Origin of the sequence: Pseudomonas sp. IPO3749, from assembly GCF_013386605.1 — a bacterium.
Taxonomy (GTDB): domain Bacteria; phylum Pseudomonadota; class Gammaproteobacteria; order Pseudomonadales; family Pseudomonadaceae; genus Aquipseudomonas; species Aquipseudomonas azotoformans_A.
Window position 1 is genome coordinate 99,849 of the sequence record NZ_JACARN010000018.1, and the last position, 20,165, is coordinate 120,013.

Here is a 20,165-nt window from a genome sequence, read left to right on the forward strand (position 1 = left end):
CGTTTCCTGCCGTTTTCCGTTATACTCGCCGGCTTTCAAAAGTTCGCCAACGAGTGCTGCCCGCCATGGAAATCAACCCGATCCTTAACACCATCAAGGACCTGTCCGAGCGCTCCGAAACTATTCGGGGGTATCTTTGACTACGATCAAAAGCATGAGCGTCTGACCGAAGTCAATCGCGAGCTTGAAGATCCTGCTGTCTGGAACAAACCTGAATACGCCCAGGAACTGGGCCGCGAGCGCGCTGCGCTGGCGCAGATCGTCGATACCCTCGACGAACTGAACACCGGTCTGGCCGATTGCCGTGACCTGCTGGACATGGCCGTCGAAGAAAACGACGAAGGCGCAGTGGGCGATGTTGTCGCCGAACTGGCCCGTCTCGAGGAAAACCTCGCCAAACTCGAATTCCGCCGCATGTTCAGCCACGAGATGGACCCGAACAACGCTTACCTGGACATCCAGGCCGGTTCCGGTGGCACCGAGGCCCAGGACTGGGCCAACATCCTGCTGCGCATGTACCTGCGCTGGGCCGACAAGCGCGGTTTCGAAGCGACCATCATGGAACTGTCCGCCGGTGAAGTCGCCGGTATCAAGGGCGCGACCGTGCACATCAAGGGTGAATACGCCTTTGGCTGGTTGCGCACCGAGATTGGCGTACACCGCCTGGTACGCAAGAGTCCGTTCGACTCCGGCAACCGTCGCCACACTTCGTTCTCTGCGGTGTTCGTCTCGCCAGAGATCGACGACAAGGTCGAAATCGAGATCAACCCGGCCGACCTGCGCATCGACACCTACCGCTCCTCCGGTGCCGGTGGTCAGCACGTAAACACCACCGACTCGGCCGTACGTATCACCCACGTACCGACCAACACCGTGGTCAGCTGCCAGAACGAACGTTCCCAGCACGCCAACAAGGACACCGCCATGAAAATGCTGCGGGCCAAGTTGTACGAGCAGGAAATGCAGAAACGCAACGCCGCGTCACAAGCGCTGGAAGACACCAAGTCGGATATCGGCTGGGGTCACCAGATCCGCTCTTATGTGCTCGATGCGTCGCGGATCAAGGATCTGCGCACTAACATCGAACGCAGTGACTGTGACAAGGTGCTCGATGGCGACATCGACGAGTATCTGGAAGCCAGCCTGAAATCAGGCCTGTAACACCCTAATTCTGTGATGGAAAATTTAAAGACATGAGCGACCAACAACTCGACCAGGCCCTGCAACAGGAAGAAAACTCCCTGATCGCCCTGCGCAAGGAAAAGCTTGCTGCCGAGCGCGCCAAGGGCAATGCCTTCCCCAACGACTTCCGCCGCGAAAACTACTGCGATGCCCTGCAGAAGCAGTACGCGGACAAGACCAAGGAAGAGCTGGCAGAGGCTGCGATCCCGGTCAAGGTGGCAGGTCGCATCATGCTCAACCGTGGCTCGTTCATGGTGATCCAGGACATGACCGGTCGCATCCAGGTCTACGTCAACCGCAAGACCTTGCCTGAAGAAACCCTGGCCTCGGTGAAAACCTGGGACATGGGCGACATCATCGCCGCCGAAGGCACCCTGGCCCGTTCCGGCAAGGGCGACCTGTATGTGGAAATGACCAACGTGCGCCTGCTGACCAAGTCGCTGCGCCCGCTGCCGGACAAGCACCACGGCCTGACCGACACCGAACAGCGCTACCGCCAGCGCTACGTTGACCTGATCGTCAACGAAGAAGTGCGCCATACGTTCCGTGTGCGCTCGCAAGTGATCGCGCACATCCGTACCTTCTTGATGCAGCGCGACTTCCTGGAAGTGGAAACCCCGATGCTGCAAACCATCCCGGGTGGTGCCGCAGCCAAGCCGTTCGAAACCCACCACAACGCGCTGGACATGGAAATGTTCCTGCGTATCGCGCCGGAGCTGTACCTCAAGCGTCTTGTTGTGGGCGGCTTCGAAAAAGTGTTCGAGATCAACCGCAACTTCCGTAACGAAGGCGTTTCTACCCGTCACAACCCAGAATTCACCATGTTGGAGTTCTACCAGGCCTACGCCGACTACGAAGACAACATGGACCTGACCGAAGAACTGTTTCGCGAGCTGGCGCAGCTGGTGTTGGGCAGCACCGACGTGCCGTACGGCGACAAAGTGTTCCACTTCGGCGAGCCGTTCGTGCGTCTGTCGGTGTTCGATTCGATCCTCAAGTACAACCCTGAGTTGACTGCCGACGACCTGAACGACATCGACAAGGCCCGTGCCATCGCCAAGAAAGCCGGTGCCAAGGTGTTGGGCTTCGAAGGCCTGGGCAAACTGCAGGTAATGATTTTCGAAGAGCTGGTCGAGCACAAGCTGGAACAGCCGCACTTCATCACCCAGTACCCGTTCGAAGTGTCGCCGCTGGCCCGTCGTAACGACGACAACCCGAACGTCACCGACCGTTTCGAGCTGTTCATCGGTGGCCGCGAAATCGCCAACGCCTACTCCGAGCTTAACGACGCGGAAGACCAGGCCGAGCGCTTCATGGCCCAGGTGGCCGACAAGGACGCCGGTGATGACGAAGCCATGCACTACGACGCTGACTTCGTCCGCGCCCTGGAATACGGCATGCCGCCAACGGCCGGTGAAGGCATCGGCATCGACCGTCTGGTGATGCTGTTGACCAACTCGCCGTCGATCCGCGATGTGATCTTGTTCCCGCACATGCGGCCACAAGCGTAACCGAAGCGAAATCCGAAGCCGCCTTTTATAAGGCGGCTTTTTTATGTGGCGTCTTTAAGCGTCAAGCAAACAGCGCCAGGTTTTGATCTATTCAAGGATTTGAGTCGTGAACCGCGTAACCGCTCAAGAAGGCGCCGCCGGCATTGCCGCTGCCGTGGCTGAAAGCGTCCAGTACCAGGGCCGCAAGGCCAGTCGTCGGGGTAGCGAGCAGCGCAGGCAAGACATCCTCGATGCAGCCATGCGCATTGTGGTGCGCGATGGTGTACGGGGTGTGCGTCATCGGGCTGTGGCGGCGGAGGCCGGGGTGCCGTTGTCGGCCACCACCTACTATTTCAAGGATATCGATGACCTGCTCACCGATACCTTCGCCCAATACGTCGAACGCAGCGCCGCGTTCATGGGCAAGTTGTGGGTACGCAACGAAGGGCTGCTGCGCGAAATGGTGGCCTATGGCGATGGCAGCCCACAATCACGCTCGCAACTGGCGGATGATATTGCGCGCCTGACTGCCGATTACGTCTTGCGCCAACTGACCAACCGTCGTGAGCACCTGATGGCCGAGCAGGCGTTCCGCCAGGAAGCCTTGCTCAACCCGCGCCTGGCCGAGTTGGTGCGCTCCCACCAGCAGATTCTGTTGCAGGGCACCGGGCAGTTTTTCCAGGTGCTGGGCTCCCGCGAGCCACAACAGGATGCCAAAGTGTTGACGGCGATAATCAGTCGGATGGAATATCAGGGCCTGCTGGGCGGCGCAGAGCCTCTGACCGGTGAAGAGATGCTTGAGATCCTCAAGCGTTACATGCATTTGGTGTTGGCCTCGGTCTGACACCGGGGGATGTCCAATGAAAACCTGGCGTGTGGCGGTAATCGCCTTGTCGTTCCTGCTGCTGAGCGGTTGCCTGGTGACCTTCAAGGACCCGCTGCCGGCCCATGACGCCGCGCCGCAGGCCCTGCTGGGCCAATGGTCGAGCAAAAACGCCTGGGGTGAACCGCTCAACCTGCACATCACCGCCGTGGGTGAGCACCGTTACAAAGCCGTGAGCTACCCTACAGCCAAGCCCGGGCAGCGTGATGAGTACCTGTTCAGCGTTTCGCGCCATGGTAGCCGCTGGTATTTGTCCGCGCCGCTGCCGGCCAAGCTCGGCGGGAACTTCATCCTGGTGGGCTTCGAAATCAACGAAAAGCATGAATTGGTGGTCTACAACCTTGACCTTGAGCAGATCCATCAAGCCATCGGCCAAAAGGCGTTGCACGGCAGTACCGTGGAAACCGTCGAAGGTGCAGGCGTATTGGTGGACAGCCCCTTGGACCAGGTATTTGTTTACCTGGATGACCCGGCCAATGCCGATGTATTCGTGGAAGCCGTGCGCTACCAGCGCGCGGGCAAATAACGTTTAAAGAGGAAGCACCGGGTGGACGATTACCAGCAGACGATACGCACCTTGTCTGATCGCATTGTGCTGGCGCAAACACCGATTCGCGTCCTCGACGCCGTGAAGTGGGACGAGAATATTCGCCAGGGATTCCTCAAGGCCAAGGGCAAGGAAATGCCGGCGGTGAGCCGCGACTACTACCTCAACCGGCCGCTGGCGTTCGACTCCAGCGCGGTCAAGCTGGAGTTCCAGAACATCGAGCGCGACATCACCCGTCGCCTCGGCCAATTCAGCCCGGTCGGGCAGATCATGCGCCGCATGTGCAAGGAATACCGCATGGTGGTGCGCATGCTTGAAGCACGTGGCACCGAGGATTTCGGCCTGATTTCCCAGGAACTTTATGGCGCAGCCTCCGATGCGTTCCACGCCGGCGACCCGACCCTGGCTGACCTGGGCCTGATGCTGTCGGACTACCTGAACAACATCGACGGCCGTGGCGACTTGAAGGACGAGGCCAAGACCCTCACCGCCAAGGACGCCGTGGCCCTGCTGCAAACCCGCCTGAACAAAGTGTTTGGCGAGGCCGAAGAGACCATCCGCGTGTTCGAGTCCGACGGCATCGTTGCCGACGCGGCGGCGGGTGCGGACTACATCAAGATCCGCGCCGACGCGATGTTCAACGACCGCGACGTGCGCGCCCTGGAAGTGCACGAAGGCCTGGTGCATGTCGGCACCACCCTCAACGGCCAGAACCAACCGATCTGCACCTTCCTGTCCAAGGGCCCGCCGTCGTCCACCGTGACCCAGGAAGGCCTGGCGATCCTGATGGAAATCATCACCTTCGCTTCCTACCCGAGTCGCCTGCGCAAGCTGACCAACCGCACCCGGGCCATCCATATGGTGGAAGAGGGCGCCGACTTCCTGCAGGTATTCGAGTTCTTCCGCGAACAAGGCTTTGAGATGGCCGAAAGCTACGGCAACGCCAGTCGCGTTTTCCGTGGGTCGGTGCCGACCGGTCTGCCGTTTACCAAGGACTTGTCCTACCTTAAGGGCTTCATCATGGTCTACAACTACATCCAACTCGCCGTGCGCAAAGGCAAGCTGGAACAAGTGCCGCTGCTGTTCTGCGGCAAGACCACCCTGGAAGACATGCGCACCTTGCGCCAACTGGTGGACGAAGGCCTGGTGGTACCGCCCAAGTACCTGCCGGAGCAGTTCCGTGACATGAACGCACTGGCGGCGTGGATGTGCTTCTCCAACTTCCTCAACCACTTGAGCCTGGATCGGATCGAGGCGGATTACTCCAATATCCTTTAAACCGTGGTATTCGCGAGGCTTCAACGGATGAGAATCCTCGGCATTCTGTGCCTGCTACTCACATTGAACGGCTGCAGCTCGCTGCTGTTCTACCCCGAGCCCGGCCTGCCGTTCACGCCGGAAAAAGCCCACCTGTACTACCGTGACGTGACCTTGACCACTGCCGACGGCGTGAAGCTCCATGCCTGGTGGTTGCCGGCCAAGCCCGGTGTACCGCTCAAGGGCACGGTGCTGCATTTGCATGGCAACGGCGGCAACCTGGCCTGGCACCTGGGCGGCAGTTGGTGGCTGCCCGAGCAAGGCTACCAAGTGCTGTTGCTGGACTATCGCGGCTATGGCTTGTCGCAAGGCAAACCCTCGCTGCCCGCGATCTATCAGGACGTGGACGCGGCGTTCAGTTGGATCGACCAGGCGCCGGAAACCCAGGGCCAGCCGCTGATTGTTCTCGGCCAAAGCCTGGGCGGGGCGTTGGCGGTGCACTACCTGGCCGCCCATCCGGAGCGCCAATCTCAGCTCAAGGCTTTGGTGTTGGACGGCGTCCCCGCCAGTTATCGTGACGTAGGGCAATTCGCCCTGAGCACTTCCTGGTTAACATGGCCGTTTCAGGTGCCCCTGTCCTGGCTGGTGCCGGACGCAGACAGCGCAATATATGCCATACCGAAACTGACGCGCGTGCCGAAGCTGTTGTTCCACAGCCTGGACGACCCGATCGTGCCGGTGGCCAATGTCATCCGCCTCTACCAGGCCGCGCCACCACCCCGAGTGCTGCAGTTGACCCGGGGCGGTCATGTGCAGACCTTTGCCGACAAGACCTGGCAAACGGTGATGCTGCGCTACCTGGACGACCCACAGCACTTCAACGGCTTGCGCCGCCTGGGCGAGATTCCGAACTTTCCTAAAGTTGATTCATCAGAGAGCCCGCAATGAGCGAAGAACGCAACATGATCCCGCTGATCCTTACCGGTATCGGCACCATCATCGGCACTGTTGGCTGCCTGTGGTTCTACGGTTACCTGCACTTTGCCAAGCCGGAAGATGCCCTGCTGCTCAGCGATTTCACCATGCTCAAGACGGTGCCGGGCGAGGACTACAAGATCTCCCTGACCCCGGCCGCGCAAGTGGCGCAGTGCGTGGATGGCGTGCTGGTGATGTTCGACACCGAGCAGAAAGGCCTCAGCGGCGTGTTGGTGAACAACAAGAAGCAGGCTGTGCGATGCATGGGGCAGGAAACCCCGCAATTGCAGCAGTGAAGGCGGTTTTTGCCGGTGTGGGAAAGCTCCGTTTTGCGTGCCGACTAATGATTTAACACTGATAAGCCGCTCGGCACGCCGGAACCCGCCTGCCGTGCTCACCACAGATCATGGACTGATTGGATTTACCAATCGGTCCATTTTTTCATGACGCTGGAGTGAGCAAATATGGCGGGTATAAACGCAATGCCGGGTGTAGGCAGCATGGGCGGTGGTGGACAGGTTGCCGGTGGCCCTCAACAGAACCAGGGGCTGGATCAGCAGATCAAGGACGTTCAAAGCAAAATCAAAGAGATGCAGTCACAAGGTGCTAAAGGCGGCCAGGGCAGCGAGGGCAGCGAGGGCGGAGGTGGCCTCGACGAACTGATGAAACTGTTGGAGAAACTGCTCGCCCAAAAAGCTCAAGGTGGGCAGGGTGCGCAAGGCGATCAAGGCGCGCAGGATGGCCAAGGTGGCGGCCAGGGTCAGGGCCAAATCCAAATGCCGGAGACCCAGGGTACAGGCAAGGTCGGCGGTTAAACGCCACCTCTCGAAAACCGCCCTTTCAGGGCGGTTTTTGCGTGCTCAATCCGCTATTCAGCCTGTAACGACGTGAGTGGCGTACTGCAGGGTGTCGCACGTCATGCAGATGAAATGGAAATGTCTGGAACCGGTTCGACTTAAATGCCACATAAAATGCGGCTACCTACATAGATTGGGTCGACGATGAAAATACATATTCCTGTATTGGAAAACATGTTGGCCATGGCAAGGCAGCATGTGGCGCTGGAACAGGAAGCCGCTCGCAGGTACAAGCGCGATCAAGGCAGGGACGAGCAAGCGAGCGCGAAGATTGAAATGCCAGCCGAGGACACGAATCGCACTATCCAGTTTGACGAGCCGAAAAAAAACCCACCGTGAGGTGGGTTTTCTTATCCAACGCCAATCAATCAGTTGGCAACGGAAGACCGTGGCTTGACGGGCTGGTTGTCGTTGGAGATGGTCACTTCAACGCGGCGGTTCATGGCACGGCCCGAGACGCTGCCGTTGTCGGCAACCGGGTATTCCTTGCCGTAGCCCTGGGTCACGATGCGCGAGATATCCACGCCTTGTTGAGCCAGTGCGCGTTGTACCGAAGCGGCACGACGCTCGGACAGGCTTTGGTTGTACGAATCGGAACCGGTGCTGTCGGTGTAGCCTTCGACGATCACTTTACGGTCCGGGTTATCGCGCAGGAACTGAGCCAGCTTGGTGATGTTCACCAGGCCGCTGGATTTCAGGTCGGACTTGTTGGTAGCAAACAGCACGTCGCCAAAAGTTACCAGCGTGCCGCGATCGGTCTGCTTGGCGTTCAGGCTGTCCTGAAGTTGCTTGATTTGCGCATCGCGGGCATCCAGCAAGGCGCGGGCACGTTCGTCGCCGGCGTTTTTCAGCTTGGCTTCGGACTCACGCAGCACGATGGTGTCTTTGGCCACTTCAACGCGCTGGTTGGTCAGGTAGGCCAGTTGGTCTACTTTCTTCTGGTCTTCCTTGTCGCGGTAGGCCTTGTCAGCCTTGTCCAGCCATTCGCTGGCGTCCTTGGTTTCCAGGGCCGCGAGCTTGGTGGCTTGCGGGTTGGTCTGCAGGGAGGAGAAGTTGGTCCGCGCATTTTCCAGGTTCGCGTTCGGCGGGGTGGAGCATGCCGCCAGTGCAACGCTCATCGCCAGCAGGGCAGGGATCATCAATTGTTTACGCATAGTCGTGTCGTCCTTTCAATTCTTTATCGGGTGCGATTGGGTCACAGGAAGCGCCTTACTTCTGCTGGATAGCAGCCGGACGCATGCCTTCCTTACGCAACTCATCAACAGCCTTCTGGGAATCCTTCACAGCCTGTTCAGCCTTGGCGGCCTGGGCCTTACGCTCTGCGACGCGGGCGTCCCACTCGGCTTGTTCAGCCAGGCGACGGGCTTCGTCGTAGTTCTTGTCGTGCATGGCAATCTCGGCTTGCTTGAGCTTGTCCTGGGCCGACTTCATTTCCACCGCAGCGTACTCAGTACCGCCAGCGCTGACAGCGCTGTTCACCGCAGATTGGGTGACGGCGTACTGCTCGGTCGGAGGATTGCCGGCGCAGCCCGCCAGAACGAAGCTGGTGCCGATTGCCAGCGCGGCCAATTTGAGCCCGCGCAGGTGGTTAAACGAGGATTTGGCAGTGCTGGTCTTCATCGTCTTCAACTCCATTGGATAACTCCTGAAAAACATCAAAATCCATGTCACTGGTCTGCGGCGGCGGGCTTGGCACTGATGCGCAAATTGCCCTTTGAAACGACCGTTCCAAGTGATGGCTTACTGGCTGTGACCGGAGGCTTTTTTCAAAAGTTCAGAGAAGATGGCGATTTGCCTAAAAAAATATCTGACTGATTGGTCAGCGTAAAAAAGTTGGAACTTCTGCGTTGCGCAACGGTACGCCGGGCCCTTTAGGAGCCCGGAATACAAGGGGTTTGTGGGGTTGGGTCAGTGTTTCGGTTCGTCGCTGCTCGCTGACAAATCATGCAGATAACGGCGCGACAGTGTCAGAAAGCGTGGGGTAGGGCCGACGTCTTCGTACAGGGGATCGCCTTCTTCATCGGTGGCAATGACGTGCTGGCCCTTGATGTAGGGGAAGCTGGCTTCCAGCTCTTCAAGCGCTGCGCCGATCAACTCACCGAGCAATTCTTCGGGGTGGCGCTTGGGGTACATCTCGGTAATGGCCGCCAGCCGCGCGGCGGACTCCATATCCAGGTGGATGGCGTACTCGGTCTTGGTCAAGCGACCCTTGGCGTTCTCTTCCCAATGCTGGGCCAGTTCTCGAATTTTCATGGCAACCTCAATGGAGCCCGCTTTTAGCCGGCGGTGATGAGTGTCCAGTCGCACGCTCGGATAAACACGACGACTTAACCTTGAGACTAGCTGCAACTCACAAGGTTTAAAGTCTTGTCATAAATTGATGCTGGCGGCACTCTGGCAAACCTGCGCGTCCCGGATTTCTGGCTGGAGATTGGCTGATGAGTGATATCGATGCACGCTTGCGTGAGGATGTTCACCTGCTGGGTGAGCTGTTGGGCAACACCATTCGAGAGCAGTACGGCGATGATTTCCTCGACAAGATCGAGCAGATCCGCAAAGGCGCCAAGGCTGACCGGCGCGGTGCCGGCGATGAACTGAGCACCAGCCTCAACCAGTTGCAGGAAAACGAACTGTTGCCGGTGGCCCGTGCCTTCAACCAGTTCCTCAACCTGGCCAACATTGCCGAGCAGTACCAACTGATCCACCGGCGTGATGAGTCGCAGCCGGCACCGTTCGAGTCCCGCGTATTACCCGAATTGCTGGCGCGCTTGCAAAGCGAAGGCCACAGCAACGAATCCCTGGCCCGTCAGTTGGGGCGCCTGGAGATCGAACTGGTCCTCACCGCCCACCCCACCGAAGTGGCGCGCCGCACCCTGATCCAGAAATACGATGCCATCGCCGCGCAATTGGCGGCGCAAGATCACCGCGACCTCACCACGGCTGAGCGCGAGCAGATCCGCCAGCGCCTGCAACGTTTGATCGCCGAGGCCTGGCACACCGAAGAAATCCGCCGCACCCGACCCACGCCCGTGGACGAAGCCAAATGGGGCTTTGCGGTGATCGAGCATTCGCTGTGGCACGCGATCCCCAACTATCTGCGCAAGGCTGACCAGGCGCTGCACGCCGCCACCGGTTTGCGTTTGCCCCTGGAAGCGGCGCCGATCCGCTTTGCGTCGTGGATGGGCGGCGACCGTGACGGCAACCCGAATGTCACGGCGCCGGTCACCCGCGAAGTGCTGCTGCTGGCGCGTTGGATGGCCGCCGACCTGTACTTGCGCGATATCGACCACCTGGCCTCCGAGCTGTCGATGCAGCAAGCCAGCCCGGCGTTGCAGGCCAAGGTCGGTGATAGCGTCGAGCCTTATCGCGCCTTGCTCAAGCAACTGCGCGAACGCCTGCGCGCTACACGGCAATGGGCACATACCGCGTTGAGCAGTAGCACCCCGGCGCCGGCCGAGGTATTGCAGAACAACCGCGACCTGCTGGAGCCGCTGGAGCTGTGCTACCAGTCGTTGCATGAATGCGGCATGGGCGTGATCGCCGATGGCCCGTTGCTCGACTGCCTGCGCCGTGCGGTGACCTTCGGTCTGTTCCTGGTGCGCTTGGATGTGCGTCAGGATTCCAGCCGTCATTCGGCCGCCATGACCGAAATCACCGACTACCTTGGCCTGGGCCGTTACGAGGACTGGAACGAAGAGATGCGCATCAGCTTCCTGATGAAGGAGCTGGCCAACCGTCGACCGCTGCTGCCGGGCTATTTCAAGCCGTCGGCGGACACGGCTGAGGTGCTCAATACCTGTAAGGAAGTCGCCGCCGCACCGGCTGCATCCTTGGGCTCTTATGTCATTTCCATGGCCGGTGCTGCGTCCGACGTTTTGGCGGTGCAACTGCTGCTTAAAGAATCGGGCGTGCAGCGGCCGATGCGCGTAGTGCCGCTGTTCGAAACCCTCGCTGACCTGGATAACGCCGGCCCGGTGATCGAGCAACTGTTGCTGTTGCCAGGCTATCGCGCGCGTTTGCAGGGCCCGCAGGAAGTGATGATCGGCTACTCGGACTCGGCCAAGGACGCCGGCACCACCGCCGCCGCGTGGGCGCAGTACCGGGCGCAGGAGCGTCTGGTGGATATCTGCCGCGAGCAACAGGTGGAGCTGCTGTTGTTCCACGGTCGCGGCGGCACCGTCGGCCGTGGCGGCGGCCCGGCTCACGCGGCGATCCTGTCGCAGCCACCGGGTTCCGTGGCCGGGCGGTTCCGCACCACCGAACAGGGCGAGATGATCCGCTTCAAATTCGGCCTGCCGGATATCGCCGAGCAGAACCTCAACCTTTATCTGGCTGCCGTGTTGGAGGCGACGCTGCTGCCACCGCCGCCGCCGGAGCCAGCCTGGCGCCATTTGATGGATGAATTGGCGGCAGACGGTGTCAGCGCTTACCGCGCCGTGGTGCGGGAAAATCCGCAGTTCGTCGAGTATTTCCGCCAATCCACGCCGGAACAGGAGCTGGGTCGCTTGCCCTTGGGCAGTCGCCCGGCCAAGCGTCGCGCAGGCGGCATTGAAAGCCTGCGCGCGATTCCGTGGATCTTTGGCTGGACCCAGACCCGCCTGATGCTGCCGGCCTGGCTTGGCTGGGAGGCAGCGCTGAGCAAGGCCCTGGAGCGCGGCGAAGGCGAGTTGCTGGGGCAGATGCGTGAACAGTGGCCATTCTTCCGTACCCGCATCGACATGCTGGAAATGGTGTTGGCCAAGGCGGATGCCGATATCGCCCGCCTGTATGACGAGCGCTTGGTGCAGCCGGACCTGCTGCCATTGGGTGCGCATCTGCGCGACCTATTGTCGCAGGCGTGCAGTGTGGTGCTTGGCCTGACCGGCCAGTCGCAACTGCTGGCCCATAGCCCGGACACCCTGGAGTTCATCCGTCTGCGCAACACCTACCTCGACCCCCTGCACCTGCTGCAGGCCGAGTTGCTGGCGCGTTCACGCCAGCAGGAAGCGGCGCAGGACAGCCCTCTGGAACAGGCGCTGCTGGTCTCCGTGGCCGGCATTGCCGCGGGTTTACGTAATACCGGTTAAGGTTTTTTGCGTGTTCTCAATGGCTTGCAGATAAACCACGGCGGCTGCCCTGAAAAGGGCAGTCGGCGTTTATGGGGCCGGGTTGCACTCAGGCATACCCTACCTATGACGCATGCCCTGCGCGGGTTCCTGCGACTTTTGGCGGCTTGTGTGGTTAAGGCCTGCTGTGTATCTTGATCAGCCTTTGGCCGTTTGGGCGGCCCGAATTCTATTTTTACGCGATTGGCCCGCCGCGGCGAATCCGAGCGTCATCTCTATAAAAAATTGAGGAGCACATCAATGCGCGTCATTCTGCTGGGAGCTCCCGGGGCCGGTAAAGGTACTCAGGCAAAGTTCATCACTGAAAAGTTCGGCATTCCACAAATCTCCACCGGCGACATGCTGCGTGCGGCCGTCAAGGCTGGCACCGAGCTGGGCCTGATCGCCAAGAGCGTGATGGACAGCGGTGGCCTGGTGTCCGATGACTTGATCATCAACCTGGTCAAGGAACGCATCAGCCAGGAAGACTGCAAGAACGGTTTCCTGTTCGACGGCTTCCCACGCACCATTCCCCAGGCTGAAGCCCTGGTGAAGGCCGGCGTTGAGCTGGATGCCGTGGTTGAAATCGCGGTGGAAGATGAAGAGATCGTCCAGCGCATTGCCGGTCGTCGCGTTCACGAAGCCTCTGGTCGCGTGTACCACACCGTCTACAACCCGCCAAAAGTGGAAGGCAAGGACGATGTAACCGGCGAAGACCTGGTACAGCGTAAAGACGACACTGAAGAAACCGTGCGTCATCGCCTGTCGGTCTACCATTCCCAGACCAAGCCGCTGGTGGACTTCTACCAGAAGCTGTCCGCTGCCCAGGGCAAGCCGAAGTACAGCCACATTCCTGGCGTCGGCTCGGTTGAAGCGATCACGGCCAAAGTGCTGCAAGCACTGAGCTGATCGCTCCACCGGCTTCACGGATAACGGCCCGCTTGCGGGCCGTTGTTGTTTATACTGGCGCACTTTTTTTCGACTTGGACACCCACACTGATGAGTACCCTGCTGGCCCTGGACACCGCGACTGAAGCTTGCTCCGTTGCCCTGCTGCACGATGGCAAGGTGACGAGCCACTACGAGGTGATCCCGCGTCTGCACGCGCAGAAGCTGTTGCCAATGATCAAGCAGCTGCTGGAAGACGCCGGCACTACGCTGGCTGCGGTGGATGCCATCGCCTTCGGCCGTGGCCCGGGTGCGTTTACCGGTGTGCGTATTGCCATTGGTGTGGTGCAGGGGCTGGCGTTTGCGTTGGAGCGCCCGGTATTGCCGGTATCCAACCTGGCCGTACTGGCCCAGCGCGCCTTGCGTGAACATGGCGTTCATCAGGTTGCGGCGGCTATCGATGCACGTATGGATGAGGTGTATTGGGGTTGCTACCGCGAAACGGCAGGCGAAATGCGCCTGGTGGGTGTCGAAGCCGTGCAGCCGCCTGAGTCGTCCGTATTGCCGAGTGATGCAAGTGGTGGCTGGTTCGGTGCTGGCACCGGGTGGGGTTATGGTGAGCGCATCGCTGTGCCATTGGTTGGCAGAGACGCGGCGATGTTGCCCCACGCTGAAGATCTATTGGCCTTGGCGCGGTTTGCTTTTGAACGTGGGGAAGCGATTCCAGCGGATCAGGCAGCTCCTGTTTACCTGCGCGATAAAGTGGCGCAGACCAAGGCTGAACGCGGGATTATTTGACGTCAAAAATGATGGCAATTTGGGGCTAAATTCACCAATCGTCAGAATTTGCCCCCCGTTTTAAACCTTTTTCAAATTATGTGTTCTAGTTATCACCAGAGCATTTGCGCACCACGGATGATGCTGCCAAAATGCCATTACTGATAGCGAGTTCGCGCCCATGCGTATTGATGGCTTTTCCTCACAGTCCTACCCAATCAAGCGCAAGCCACGTAAGGCGAACGTTACGGTAGACGAGTCGGTTGAGGATTCGCCGGACTTCATCGAGGTCCAGTCCGACGCGCAGGCCAACACTCAAGCCCGTATCAGCGGTCTTCCCGCCCGTCAGCAAGACATGGTCTTCCCGCGCTCCATGAGCAAAAGCGTCGCCACCGCCCTGGCCAGCTACCTGACCACGGCCGGTTTTGTCGAATGGGATATGGAAGTGCTGGGCCTCGACATCCACATCTGATGCGCCTGCCTTACTACCTCGGTTGTCCGTCCTGGAGCGAAAACGCCTGGCGCGAGTACCTGTACCCCGCCGACGCACGTTCCAGCGATTACCTCGCGCTCTATTCCCAGGTCTTCAACGCCGTTGAAGGCAACACCACGTTCTATGCACGACCCTCGGCCGCCACGGTGCAACGCTGGGCTGAAATCATGCCCGACGATTTCCGTTTCACGGCCAAGTTTCCCGGTGATATCAGCCACAGCGGCAACCTGATTGAGCAGCTACCGGCTGCCGAAAGCTTTGTGGGTTTGATGAGCCCTCTGGGTGAACGGGTCTCGCCGCTGTGGTTGCAGCTGCCCGCGACGTTCACACCGCAGCGTCTGGGGGAGTTGGCAGGCTTCATTGATGGCCTTGAGCGGCCCATGGCGGTGGAGGTGCGTCATTCGGAATTCTTCGCTAAAGGCGACGCCGAGCGCATGCTTAACCGCTTGTTACGGGACCGGGGCGTTGAGCGCATCTGCCTGGACCCGCGTGCGTTGTTCAGTTGCACGTCCACGTCAGCCGCCGTGCTGCACGCCCAATCGAAAAAGCCCAAGGTGCCGCCACGGCCGGCGGCACTGACGCAGTTTCCCCAAGTGCGTTTTATCGGTCATCCCGAACTGGAAGCCAACGACCCATTCCTGGTGCCGTGGGTGGAAAAAGTCGCCGGGTGGATCGAAGAAGGCCGCACCCCCTACGTGTTCCTGCACACCTCGGATAATCGCCTCGCGGCACAACTGGCCCTGCGTTTCCACGACCAACTGATGGCGCGCCTGCCGGGTCTGCCGCCGCTGCCGACCTTGGATCGTGCTCCCGCCGTGGAGCAACTGGGGTTACTCTAGGGCTCCTTTTCCCGCCAGGAGCCAGACATGGATGCCCAAACCCTTCGCGCCGAAACCTTCAAGGCCTTGCACGAACGTGACCGCACGTTCGTGATGCCTAACCCGTGGGATGCAGGCTCTGCCGTGATGCTGGCCAGCCTGGGGTTTGAAGCCCTCGCCACCACCAGTGCGGGCTACGCGTTCAGCCTGGCGCGTCCGGATGCGGAAGGGGCGTTGTCCCTGGAAGACACCTTGATCAACGCCGGCATGATTGCCAATGCCACGGCGTTGCCGGTGGCGGCGGACCTGGAAAACGGCTTCAGCGACACTCCCGAAGGCTGCGCCCAGACCATCCTGCGTGCCGCCGCTACGGGTATTGTCGGCGGCTCCATTGAAGACGCCACGGGCATTGCCGCTGACCCGATCTATCCTTTCGACCTGTCCGTCGAGCGCGTCGAAGCTGCGGTGGCCGCCGCGCGCAGCCTGCCATTCCCGTTCACCTTGACGGCCCGTGCGGAAAACCTCCTGCATGGTCGCCTGGATTTGCCCGACACCATCCGCCGCCTGCAAGCCTACGCCGAAGCCGGTGCCGACGTGCTGTATGCGCCGGCCCTGCGCACTGCTGAGGAAGTGCTGGCGGTGGTCAAGGCGGTGGCGCCCAAACCGGTGAACGTGTTGATGTCCGGCGGCTTGAACCTTAGCGTCGCGCAGCTCAGCGCGATGGGCGTGCGGCGGATCAGTGTCGGCTCGGCCCTGGCGTTGGCGGCCTATGGCGAGTTCTATCGTGCGGCCCAGGAAGTGTACGAACTGGGCACGTTCACCTTTACCGAGCGCAAGATGCCCTTCAGCCAGGCCAACGAGTTCTTCAAGGGCTAAGGGATGCGCTTTTTCAAAGTGACAGGCGTGCTGCTGATCCTGGTGGGCGGCTTTGCAGTTGGCGTCTGGCGTGGCTGGGTGCCGCTGCCGGCCGATTGGAACCCGTGGGCGCCGCTGGATGTGCGCGCCAGCCCGAACCTGTTGACCCGCTACAAGCTGGGGCGCCTGCAGGACGACCCTGCGTTGTGCGACCAAGTGCTGGAGACCTCCGGCCTGCGCGTCAGCCATCAAGCTGATACATCCGCCGATGCGGCGTGTCCGCTGCGCAATACCTTGCGCGTTCAGGGTGCCGCGGTTGGCCTGAGCAGCAGTTTTCTCGCCAGCTGCCCGCTGGCGGTGGCGTTCGCCCTGTTCGAGCGCCACAGTCTGCAACCGGCGGCCCAGACGGTGTTCGGCCAGGCGGTGACGCGGGTCGAGCATCTGGGCAGCTTTGCCTGCCGCAATATGTACAACCGCGCCGAAGGGCGACTCAGCCAGCATGCGTCGGCCAATGCATTGGACATCGCCGGTTTTCGCCTGGCGGACGGGCGCAGTATCAGCGTGCTCAAGGATTGGCCGGGGGAGGGCGACAAGGCGCGCTTCCTGCGTCAGGTTCGCGACAGTGCCTGCGATGATTTCAACGTGGTGTTGAGCCCGGACTACAACGCCGCGCACCGCAACCATTTCCATCTGGATATGGGGCGTTGGTGGGTGTGTCGCTGAGTATCAGGCGGCAAGGCGCAGGTTCTGGGTGACCAGCGGGCGCGCCCAGTAGTAGTCGAAGTCGAGCGCCTTTTGCTGAGCGACCAGCTCTTCAGTCGGGTACGGCGTGGCGGCCGGCGGCAGCAGGTCCAGTTCGAATTCGGCGATGGGCAGGTGCAGTGGACGTGGCTCCGGCGCCGGGCCTGGCTCCGGCAGCGGCTCGCCAGCGGTGAGCACAATCGGGCGCACCCAACCGCTTTCGAAGTTCTGCTGGCGCTGCTGGGCGACGATTTCCTCTTCCGGGAACGGCGTGGCAGCCGGTGGCAGCAGCTCGGTTTCGAACTCGGCGATCGGCAGGAACAGCGGTTCTGGTGGGGCAATTTCGGTGTCTTTCACGTCGCACTCACGCTGGGTGAGGATCTGCGACAACAGGTCGGCGCCGGCGCTGGGTTCTACCGCTGGGTCCGCCGGTGCCTGCGCCTGCACAGACAGCGCGTCCGGCGTATCGCCGAGCTGCTCGGCCAACGCGCGGGCGAAGAAGTCCTGCCACACATGACTCACCCCGGCCAGCGCTTGGGTATTGCGCAGGCCGTAGTGGTTGTGGGTCGGCAGTACACCGATGGTTAGGGGAAGAATGTCTGACATTTTTCTCGGTCGACGCTCAGCTCTGGCAAAATACCTGACTGTTGTTTTTATCGGCCGCTGTTTGCCGATCCTTAATATTTTTGAGCGTAGCGATTGATGAGCGAACAACCAGCGGCCAGCCGCATCCAGGTCGAGGCCTTGGGCGAAGCGTTCCAGGGCCGTGCCGAGCAGTGGGCGTCACTGCTGGGGTTGCCAATGCACTTGGCGGATGCGGACTTTTCCCTGCAGGTGGGCGAGCACGGCCTACAGTTGCAACAGCTCGGGCCTGACGCGCCGGGGCCGGTGCGTGTGGACTTTGTCGAAGGCGGCGCGGCACATCGGCGGCTGTACGGTGGTGGCAGCGGGCAAATGATCGCCAAGGCGGTGGGCATCGCCCAAGGCGTGCGTCCACGGGTGTTGGACGCCACGGCCGGTTTGGGTAAGGACGCATTCGTGCTGGCCAGCCTGGGCTGCGAGATGAGCCTGATCGAGCGCCAGCCGCTGATCGGCGCCTTGCTCGAAGACGGTCTGGCACGTGGCGCGGATGATTTTGAGGTGGCGCCGATCGTGGCGCGCATGAAATTGCTCAAGGGCAACTCCATCGACGTGATGCGCAACTGGGAAGGCGAGCCGCCCCAGGTGATCTACCTCGACCCGATGTTTCCACACCGTGAGAAAACAGCCTTGGTGAAGAAGGAAATGCGCCTGTTCCGGCCACTGGTGGGGGATGATCCAGACGCACCGGCGCTGTTGGCCGCCGCCCTGGCCCTGGCCAGCCACCGTGTGGTAGTCAAGCGCCCGCGCAAGGCGCCATGCATTGAAGGGCCCAAGCCGAGTCATGCGCTGGATGGCAAATCCAGTCGCTATGACATCTACCCAAAGAAGGCGCTCAAGCCTTGATCATGAAGGCCTGTAGGCCCGCATAAACAACCCCACCACCTCCTGCACATGGGCTTCGGCGGCTTCTTCACTCAGTTGCCCGCCGCAGCCATACAGCAAGCAGAAATTCGCCGTGCCCTTGAGCAGGCAGAAGAAATGCTCGGCCGCCGTAAAGGGCTTGTCGATGCTCAGCGCGCCGCTCTGGTCGATCTTGCCGAGCAGGCGCTCCATGCCTTGCAACATGCGCATGGGACCGGCCTCGAAGAAGATCTGCGAGAGTTTCACGTCCTGATTGCCGGTGGTCATCATCAGGCGATGCAGGTTGACCGATTCCTCGCTGTTGATCAGGCGATGGAACCCCCGCGCGATATTCAGCAACACAGTCTCCACGGGCATGTCCGCAGGCAACTCGAAGTACATCACCGGCAGTTGCTCTTCGCACTTGGCCACCACTGCGGCGGTGAACAAGGTCTCTTTATCGGTGAAGTGGCTGTACACGGTCAGTTTCGACACGCCGGCCTCAAGGGCCACGGCATCCATGCTGGTACTGGCGTAGCCATTGCTCAAAAACAGGGTTTTCGCTGCTTCGAGGATTGCCTGGCGTTTTGCCATGTCCTTGGGACGCCCAGGGCTATTGGGGTTCACGGGATTGTCTGACATTTTCACCTTTAATACTGGACTGGTGAGTTTGGTATTAATAACATACCCGCCAGTATAATTATTCTTAGCTCCATTTGCGAAAGGTCCTACAGCATGCGCAGTACTTTCCTGCCCTTTGCGTTGCCTGTCAGTCTGGTCTTCCTGTTGGCCGGATGCGGCCATGAAGAAGCGACCCAGACCACCCTCCGTCCGGCCATGGTGGTGCAGCCACAGCCTTCTGCACAGTCGATGGACAGCTACCCCGGTGAAGTCCGCGCCCGTTATGAGCCAGACCTGGCCTTTCGCATCGGTGGCAAAGTCAGCAAGCGCTTGGTGGAAGAGGGCGAGCGGGTCAAGGCCAATCAGGCGCTGGCCGAACTCGACCCTCAGGACGTGCGCCTGCAACTGGAAGCGACCCGTGCCCAAGTTGCCGCCGCCGAGGCCAACCTTAGCCTGGTGCGCGCCGAGCGTGACCGCTACAAGACCCTGATGGACCGTCAGATGGTCAGCCGTTCCCAGTATGACAATTCCGAAAATCTCTATCGATCCGGTGAGGCCCGTCTCAAGCAGATCAAGGCCGAGTTTGACGTGGCCAGCAACCAGGCCGGCTATGCGGTGCTGCGTGCGCCGCAGGACGGGGTGGTAGCCAAGCGTGCGGTGGAAGTCGGCCAGGTGGTGTCCGCCGGCCAGACCGTGTTCACCCTGGCTACCGATGGCGAGCGCGAAGTGCTGATCAGCCTGCCGGAGCAGGGTTTTGGTCGTTTCAAGATCGGCCAGCCCGTATCGGTCGAGCTGTGGAGCCAGCCCGACCAGCGCTTCAGCGGTCGCATTCGTGAGCTGTCGCCGGCCGCCGATCCAAGGTCGCGTACGTTCGCTGCCCGTGTGGCGTTCACCGGCGGCAAGGTCCCGGCCGAACTGGGCCAGAGCGCCCGCGTGTTCATACAGGTCGACGGCGATATTCCTCTCTCGGTCCCTTTGTCGGCCCTTAGCGCGGAGAACGGTGCGTCCTACGTGTGGCGTGTACAGCCAGACAACACCCTCAAGCGCACACCCGTGCGCATCGGTGCCTTCGGTGAAAAAACCGTGCCGGTACTGGAAGGTTTGAGCCCTACGGATTGGGTCATTGCTGCGGGTGTGCATGTGCTCCATGAGGGCCAGCAAGTGCGCCCGGTGGATCGCTCCAACCGTGTGGTGAATCTGGCGGCCAAGGAGTAG

23 protein-coding genes are annotated in these 20,165 nt (G+C 60.7%); 18 read left to right on the forward strand and 5 right to left on the reverse strand.

Annotation, left to right across the window (positions count from 1 at the left end; translation table 11 throughout):
- The first annotated feature begins 65 nt into the window (after nt 1-65).
- The 9 genes from prfB (at nt 66) to HX812_RS08955 (ending at nt 7,530) form a co-directional block, all read left to right on the forward strand.
- Nucleotides 66-1,161 (forward strand): peptide chain release factor 2 gene (gene prfB / locus HX812_RS08915; protein ID WP_100215725.1). Its coding sequence is split into 2 segments (ribosomal slippage): nt 66-137 and nt 139-1,161, totalling 1,095 coding nucleotides; the frame shifts between segments, so codons are not numbered across the junction.
- 32 nt (nt 1,162-1,193) lie between these two features.
- A complete protein-coding gene (gene lysS / locus HX812_RS08920) occupies nt 1,194-2,693 on the forward strand; it encodes a lysine--tRNA ligase (protein ID WP_038849273.1) in 1,500 nt (499 codons plus the stop codon).
- A 106-nt stretch (nt 2,694-2,799) separates the two neighbouring features.
- Nucleotides 2,800-3,516: a TetR/AcrR family transcriptional regulator gene (locus tag HX812_RS08925; protein ID WP_033902828.1), complete on the forward strand. Its 717-nt coding sequence runs from the start codon at nt 2,800-2,802 to the stop codon at nt 3,514-3,516.
- Between the two features lie 16 nt (nt 3,517-3,532).
- Nucleotides 3,533-4,081, forward strand: coding sequence for a hypothetical protein (locus HX812_RS08930; protein WP_038849272.1), 549 nt, complete (start codon nt 3,533-3,535; stop codon nt 4,079-4,081).
- A 21-nt stretch (nt 4,082-4,102) separates the two neighbouring features.
- A complete protein-coding gene (locus HX812_RS08935) occupies nt 4,103-5,380 on the forward strand; it encodes a flavohemoglobin expression-modulating QEGLA motif protein (protein ID WP_028619119.1) in 1,278 nt (425 codons plus the stop codon).
- A 27-nt stretch (nt 5,381-5,407) separates the two neighbouring features.
- Nucleotides 5,408-6,307 carry an alpha/beta hydrolase gene (locus tag HX812_RS08940; protein ID WP_038849270.1) on the forward strand — a complete coding sequence of 300 codons (900 nt, stop codon included), beginning with the start codon at nt 5,408-5,410 and terminating at the stop codon, nt 6,305-6,307.
- Entirely contained in the window at nt 6,304-6,630 is a 327-nt protein-coding gene (locus HX812_RS08945; RefSeq protein WP_017738324.1) for a hypothetical protein, read from the forward strand. Before HX812_RS08940 ends, HX812_RS08945 begins: the two co-directional genes overlap by 4 nt.
- Nucleotides 6,631-6,798: 168 nt before the next feature.
- Nucleotides 6,799-7,149, forward strand: coding sequence for a hypothetical protein (locus HX812_RS08950; protein ID WP_080642425.1), 351 nt, complete (start codon nt 6,799-6,801; stop codon nt 7,147-7,149).
- Nucleotides 7,150-7,335: 186 nt separating this feature from the next.
- Nucleotides 7,336-7,530 carry a hypothetical protein gene (locus HX812_RS08955; RefSeq protein WP_033902824.1) on the forward strand — a complete coding sequence of 65 codons (195 nt, stop codon included), beginning with the start codon at nt 7,336-7,338 and terminating at the stop codon, nt 7,528-7,530.
- Nucleotides 7,531-7,559: 29 nt separating this feature from the next.
- Here HX812_RS08955 and HX812_RS08960 read toward each other — a convergent pair whose 3' ends face one another.
- From HX812_RS08960 to HX812_RS08970, 3 genes are all read right to left on the reverse strand, one after another.
- Entirely contained in the window at nt 7,560-8,345 is a 786-nt protein-coding gene (locus HX812_RS08960; RefSeq protein WP_033902823.1) for an OmpA family protein, read from the reverse strand.
- Between the two features lie 55 nt (nt 8,346-8,400).
- Entirely contained in the window at nt 8,401-8,826 is a 426-nt protein-coding gene (locus HX812_RS08965) for a DUF4398 domain-containing protein (RefSeq protein WP_033902822.1), read from the reverse strand.
- Between the two features lie 273 nt (nt 8,827-9,099).
- A complete protein-coding gene (locus tag HX812_RS08970; RefSeq protein WP_038849265.1) occupies nt 9,100-9,444 on the reverse strand; it encodes a hypothetical protein in 345 nt (114 codons plus the stop codon).
- 185 nt (nt 9,445-9,629) lie between these two features.
- Between HX812_RS08970 and ppc the strand changes: the two genes are divergently transcribed.
- The 7 genes from ppc (at nt 9,630) to HX812_RS09005 (ending at nt 16,829) form a co-directional block, all read left to right on the forward strand.
- Nucleotides 9,630-12,257 (forward strand): phosphoenolpyruvate carboxylase, encoded by a 2,628-nt coding sequence (gene ppc / locus HX812_RS08975; protein ID WP_016979853.1) that lies wholly within the window; start codon nt 9,630-9,632, stop codon nt 12,255-12,257.
- A gap of 279 nt (nt 12,258-12,536) precedes the next feature.
- Nucleotides 12,537-13,184: an adenylate kinase gene (gene adk / locus HX812_RS08980; RefSeq protein ID WP_010212617.1), complete on the forward strand. Its 648-nt coding sequence runs from the start codon at nt 12,537-12,539 to the stop codon at nt 13,182-13,184.
- Between the two features lie 90 nt (nt 13,185-13,274).
- Complete coding sequence (tsaB, locus tag HX812_RS08985) at nt 13,275-13,961, forward strand: tRNA (adenosine(37)-N6)-threonylcarbamoyltransferase complex dimerization subunit type 1 TsaB (protein ID WP_038849263.1); 687 nt, start codon at nt 13,275-13,277, stop codon at nt 13,959-13,961.
- Between the two features lie 160 nt (nt 13,962-14,121).
- Nucleotides 14,122-14,412, forward strand: a complete 291-nt coding sequence (locus tag HX812_RS08990) for a hypothetical protein (RefSeq protein WP_038849260.1) — start codon at nt 14,122-14,124, stop codon at nt 14,410-14,412.
- Nucleotides 14,412-15,272: a DUF72 domain-containing protein gene (locus tag HX812_RS08995; RefSeq protein WP_038849258.1), complete on the forward strand. Its 861-nt coding sequence runs from the start codon at nt 14,412-14,414 to the stop codon at nt 15,270-15,272. The genes HX812_RS08990 and HX812_RS08995 overlap by 1 nt, the downstream gene beginning before the upstream one ends.
- 27 nt (nt 15,273-15,299) lie before the next feature.
- Nucleotides 15,300-16,127 carry an oxaloacetate decarboxylase gene (locus HX812_RS09000; protein WP_038849256.1) on the forward strand — a complete coding sequence of 276 codons (828 nt, stop codon included), beginning with the start codon at nt 15,300-15,302 and terminating at the stop codon, nt 16,125-16,127.
- Between the two features lie 3 nt (nt 16,128-16,130).
- Nucleotides 16,131-16,829, forward strand: a complete 699-nt coding sequence (locus HX812_RS09005; RefSeq protein ID WP_038849253.1) for an extensin family protein — start codon at nt 16,131-16,133, stop codon at nt 16,827-16,829.
- A gap of 3 nt (nt 16,830-16,832) precedes the next feature.
- Here HX812_RS09005 and HX812_RS09010 read toward each other — a convergent pair whose 3' ends face one another.
- Entirely contained in the window at nt 16,833-17,453 is a 621-nt protein-coding gene (locus tag HX812_RS09010) for a hypothetical protein (protein WP_038849251.1), read from the reverse strand.
- A gap of 96 nt (nt 17,454-17,549) precedes the next feature.
- On the opposite strand from HX812_RS09010, the gene HX812_RS09015 reads away from it, so the two are divergent.
- A complete protein-coding gene (locus tag HX812_RS09015; RefSeq protein ID WP_038849249.1) occupies nt 17,550-18,332 on the forward strand; it encodes a class I SAM-dependent methyltransferase in 783 nt (260 codons plus the stop codon).
- Here HX812_RS09015 and HX812_RS09020 read toward each other — a convergent pair whose 3' ends face one another.
- On the reverse strand, nt 18,333-18,971 hold the full coding sequence (locus tag HX812_RS09020; protein ID WP_038849246.1) for a TetR/AcrR family transcriptional regulator: 639 nt from the start codon (nt 18,969-18,971) through the stop codon (nt 18,333-18,335). It abuts the gene before it with no gap.
- A gap of 93 nt (nt 18,972-19,064) precedes the next feature.
- Here HX812_RS09020 and HX812_RS09025 point away from each other — a divergent pair, with 93 nt between their 5' ends.
- On the forward strand, nt 19,065-20,165 hold the full coding sequence (locus HX812_RS09025) for an efflux RND transporter periplasmic adaptor subunit (RefSeq protein WP_038849243.1): 1,101 nt from the start codon (nt 19,065-19,067) through the stop codon (nt 20,163-20,165).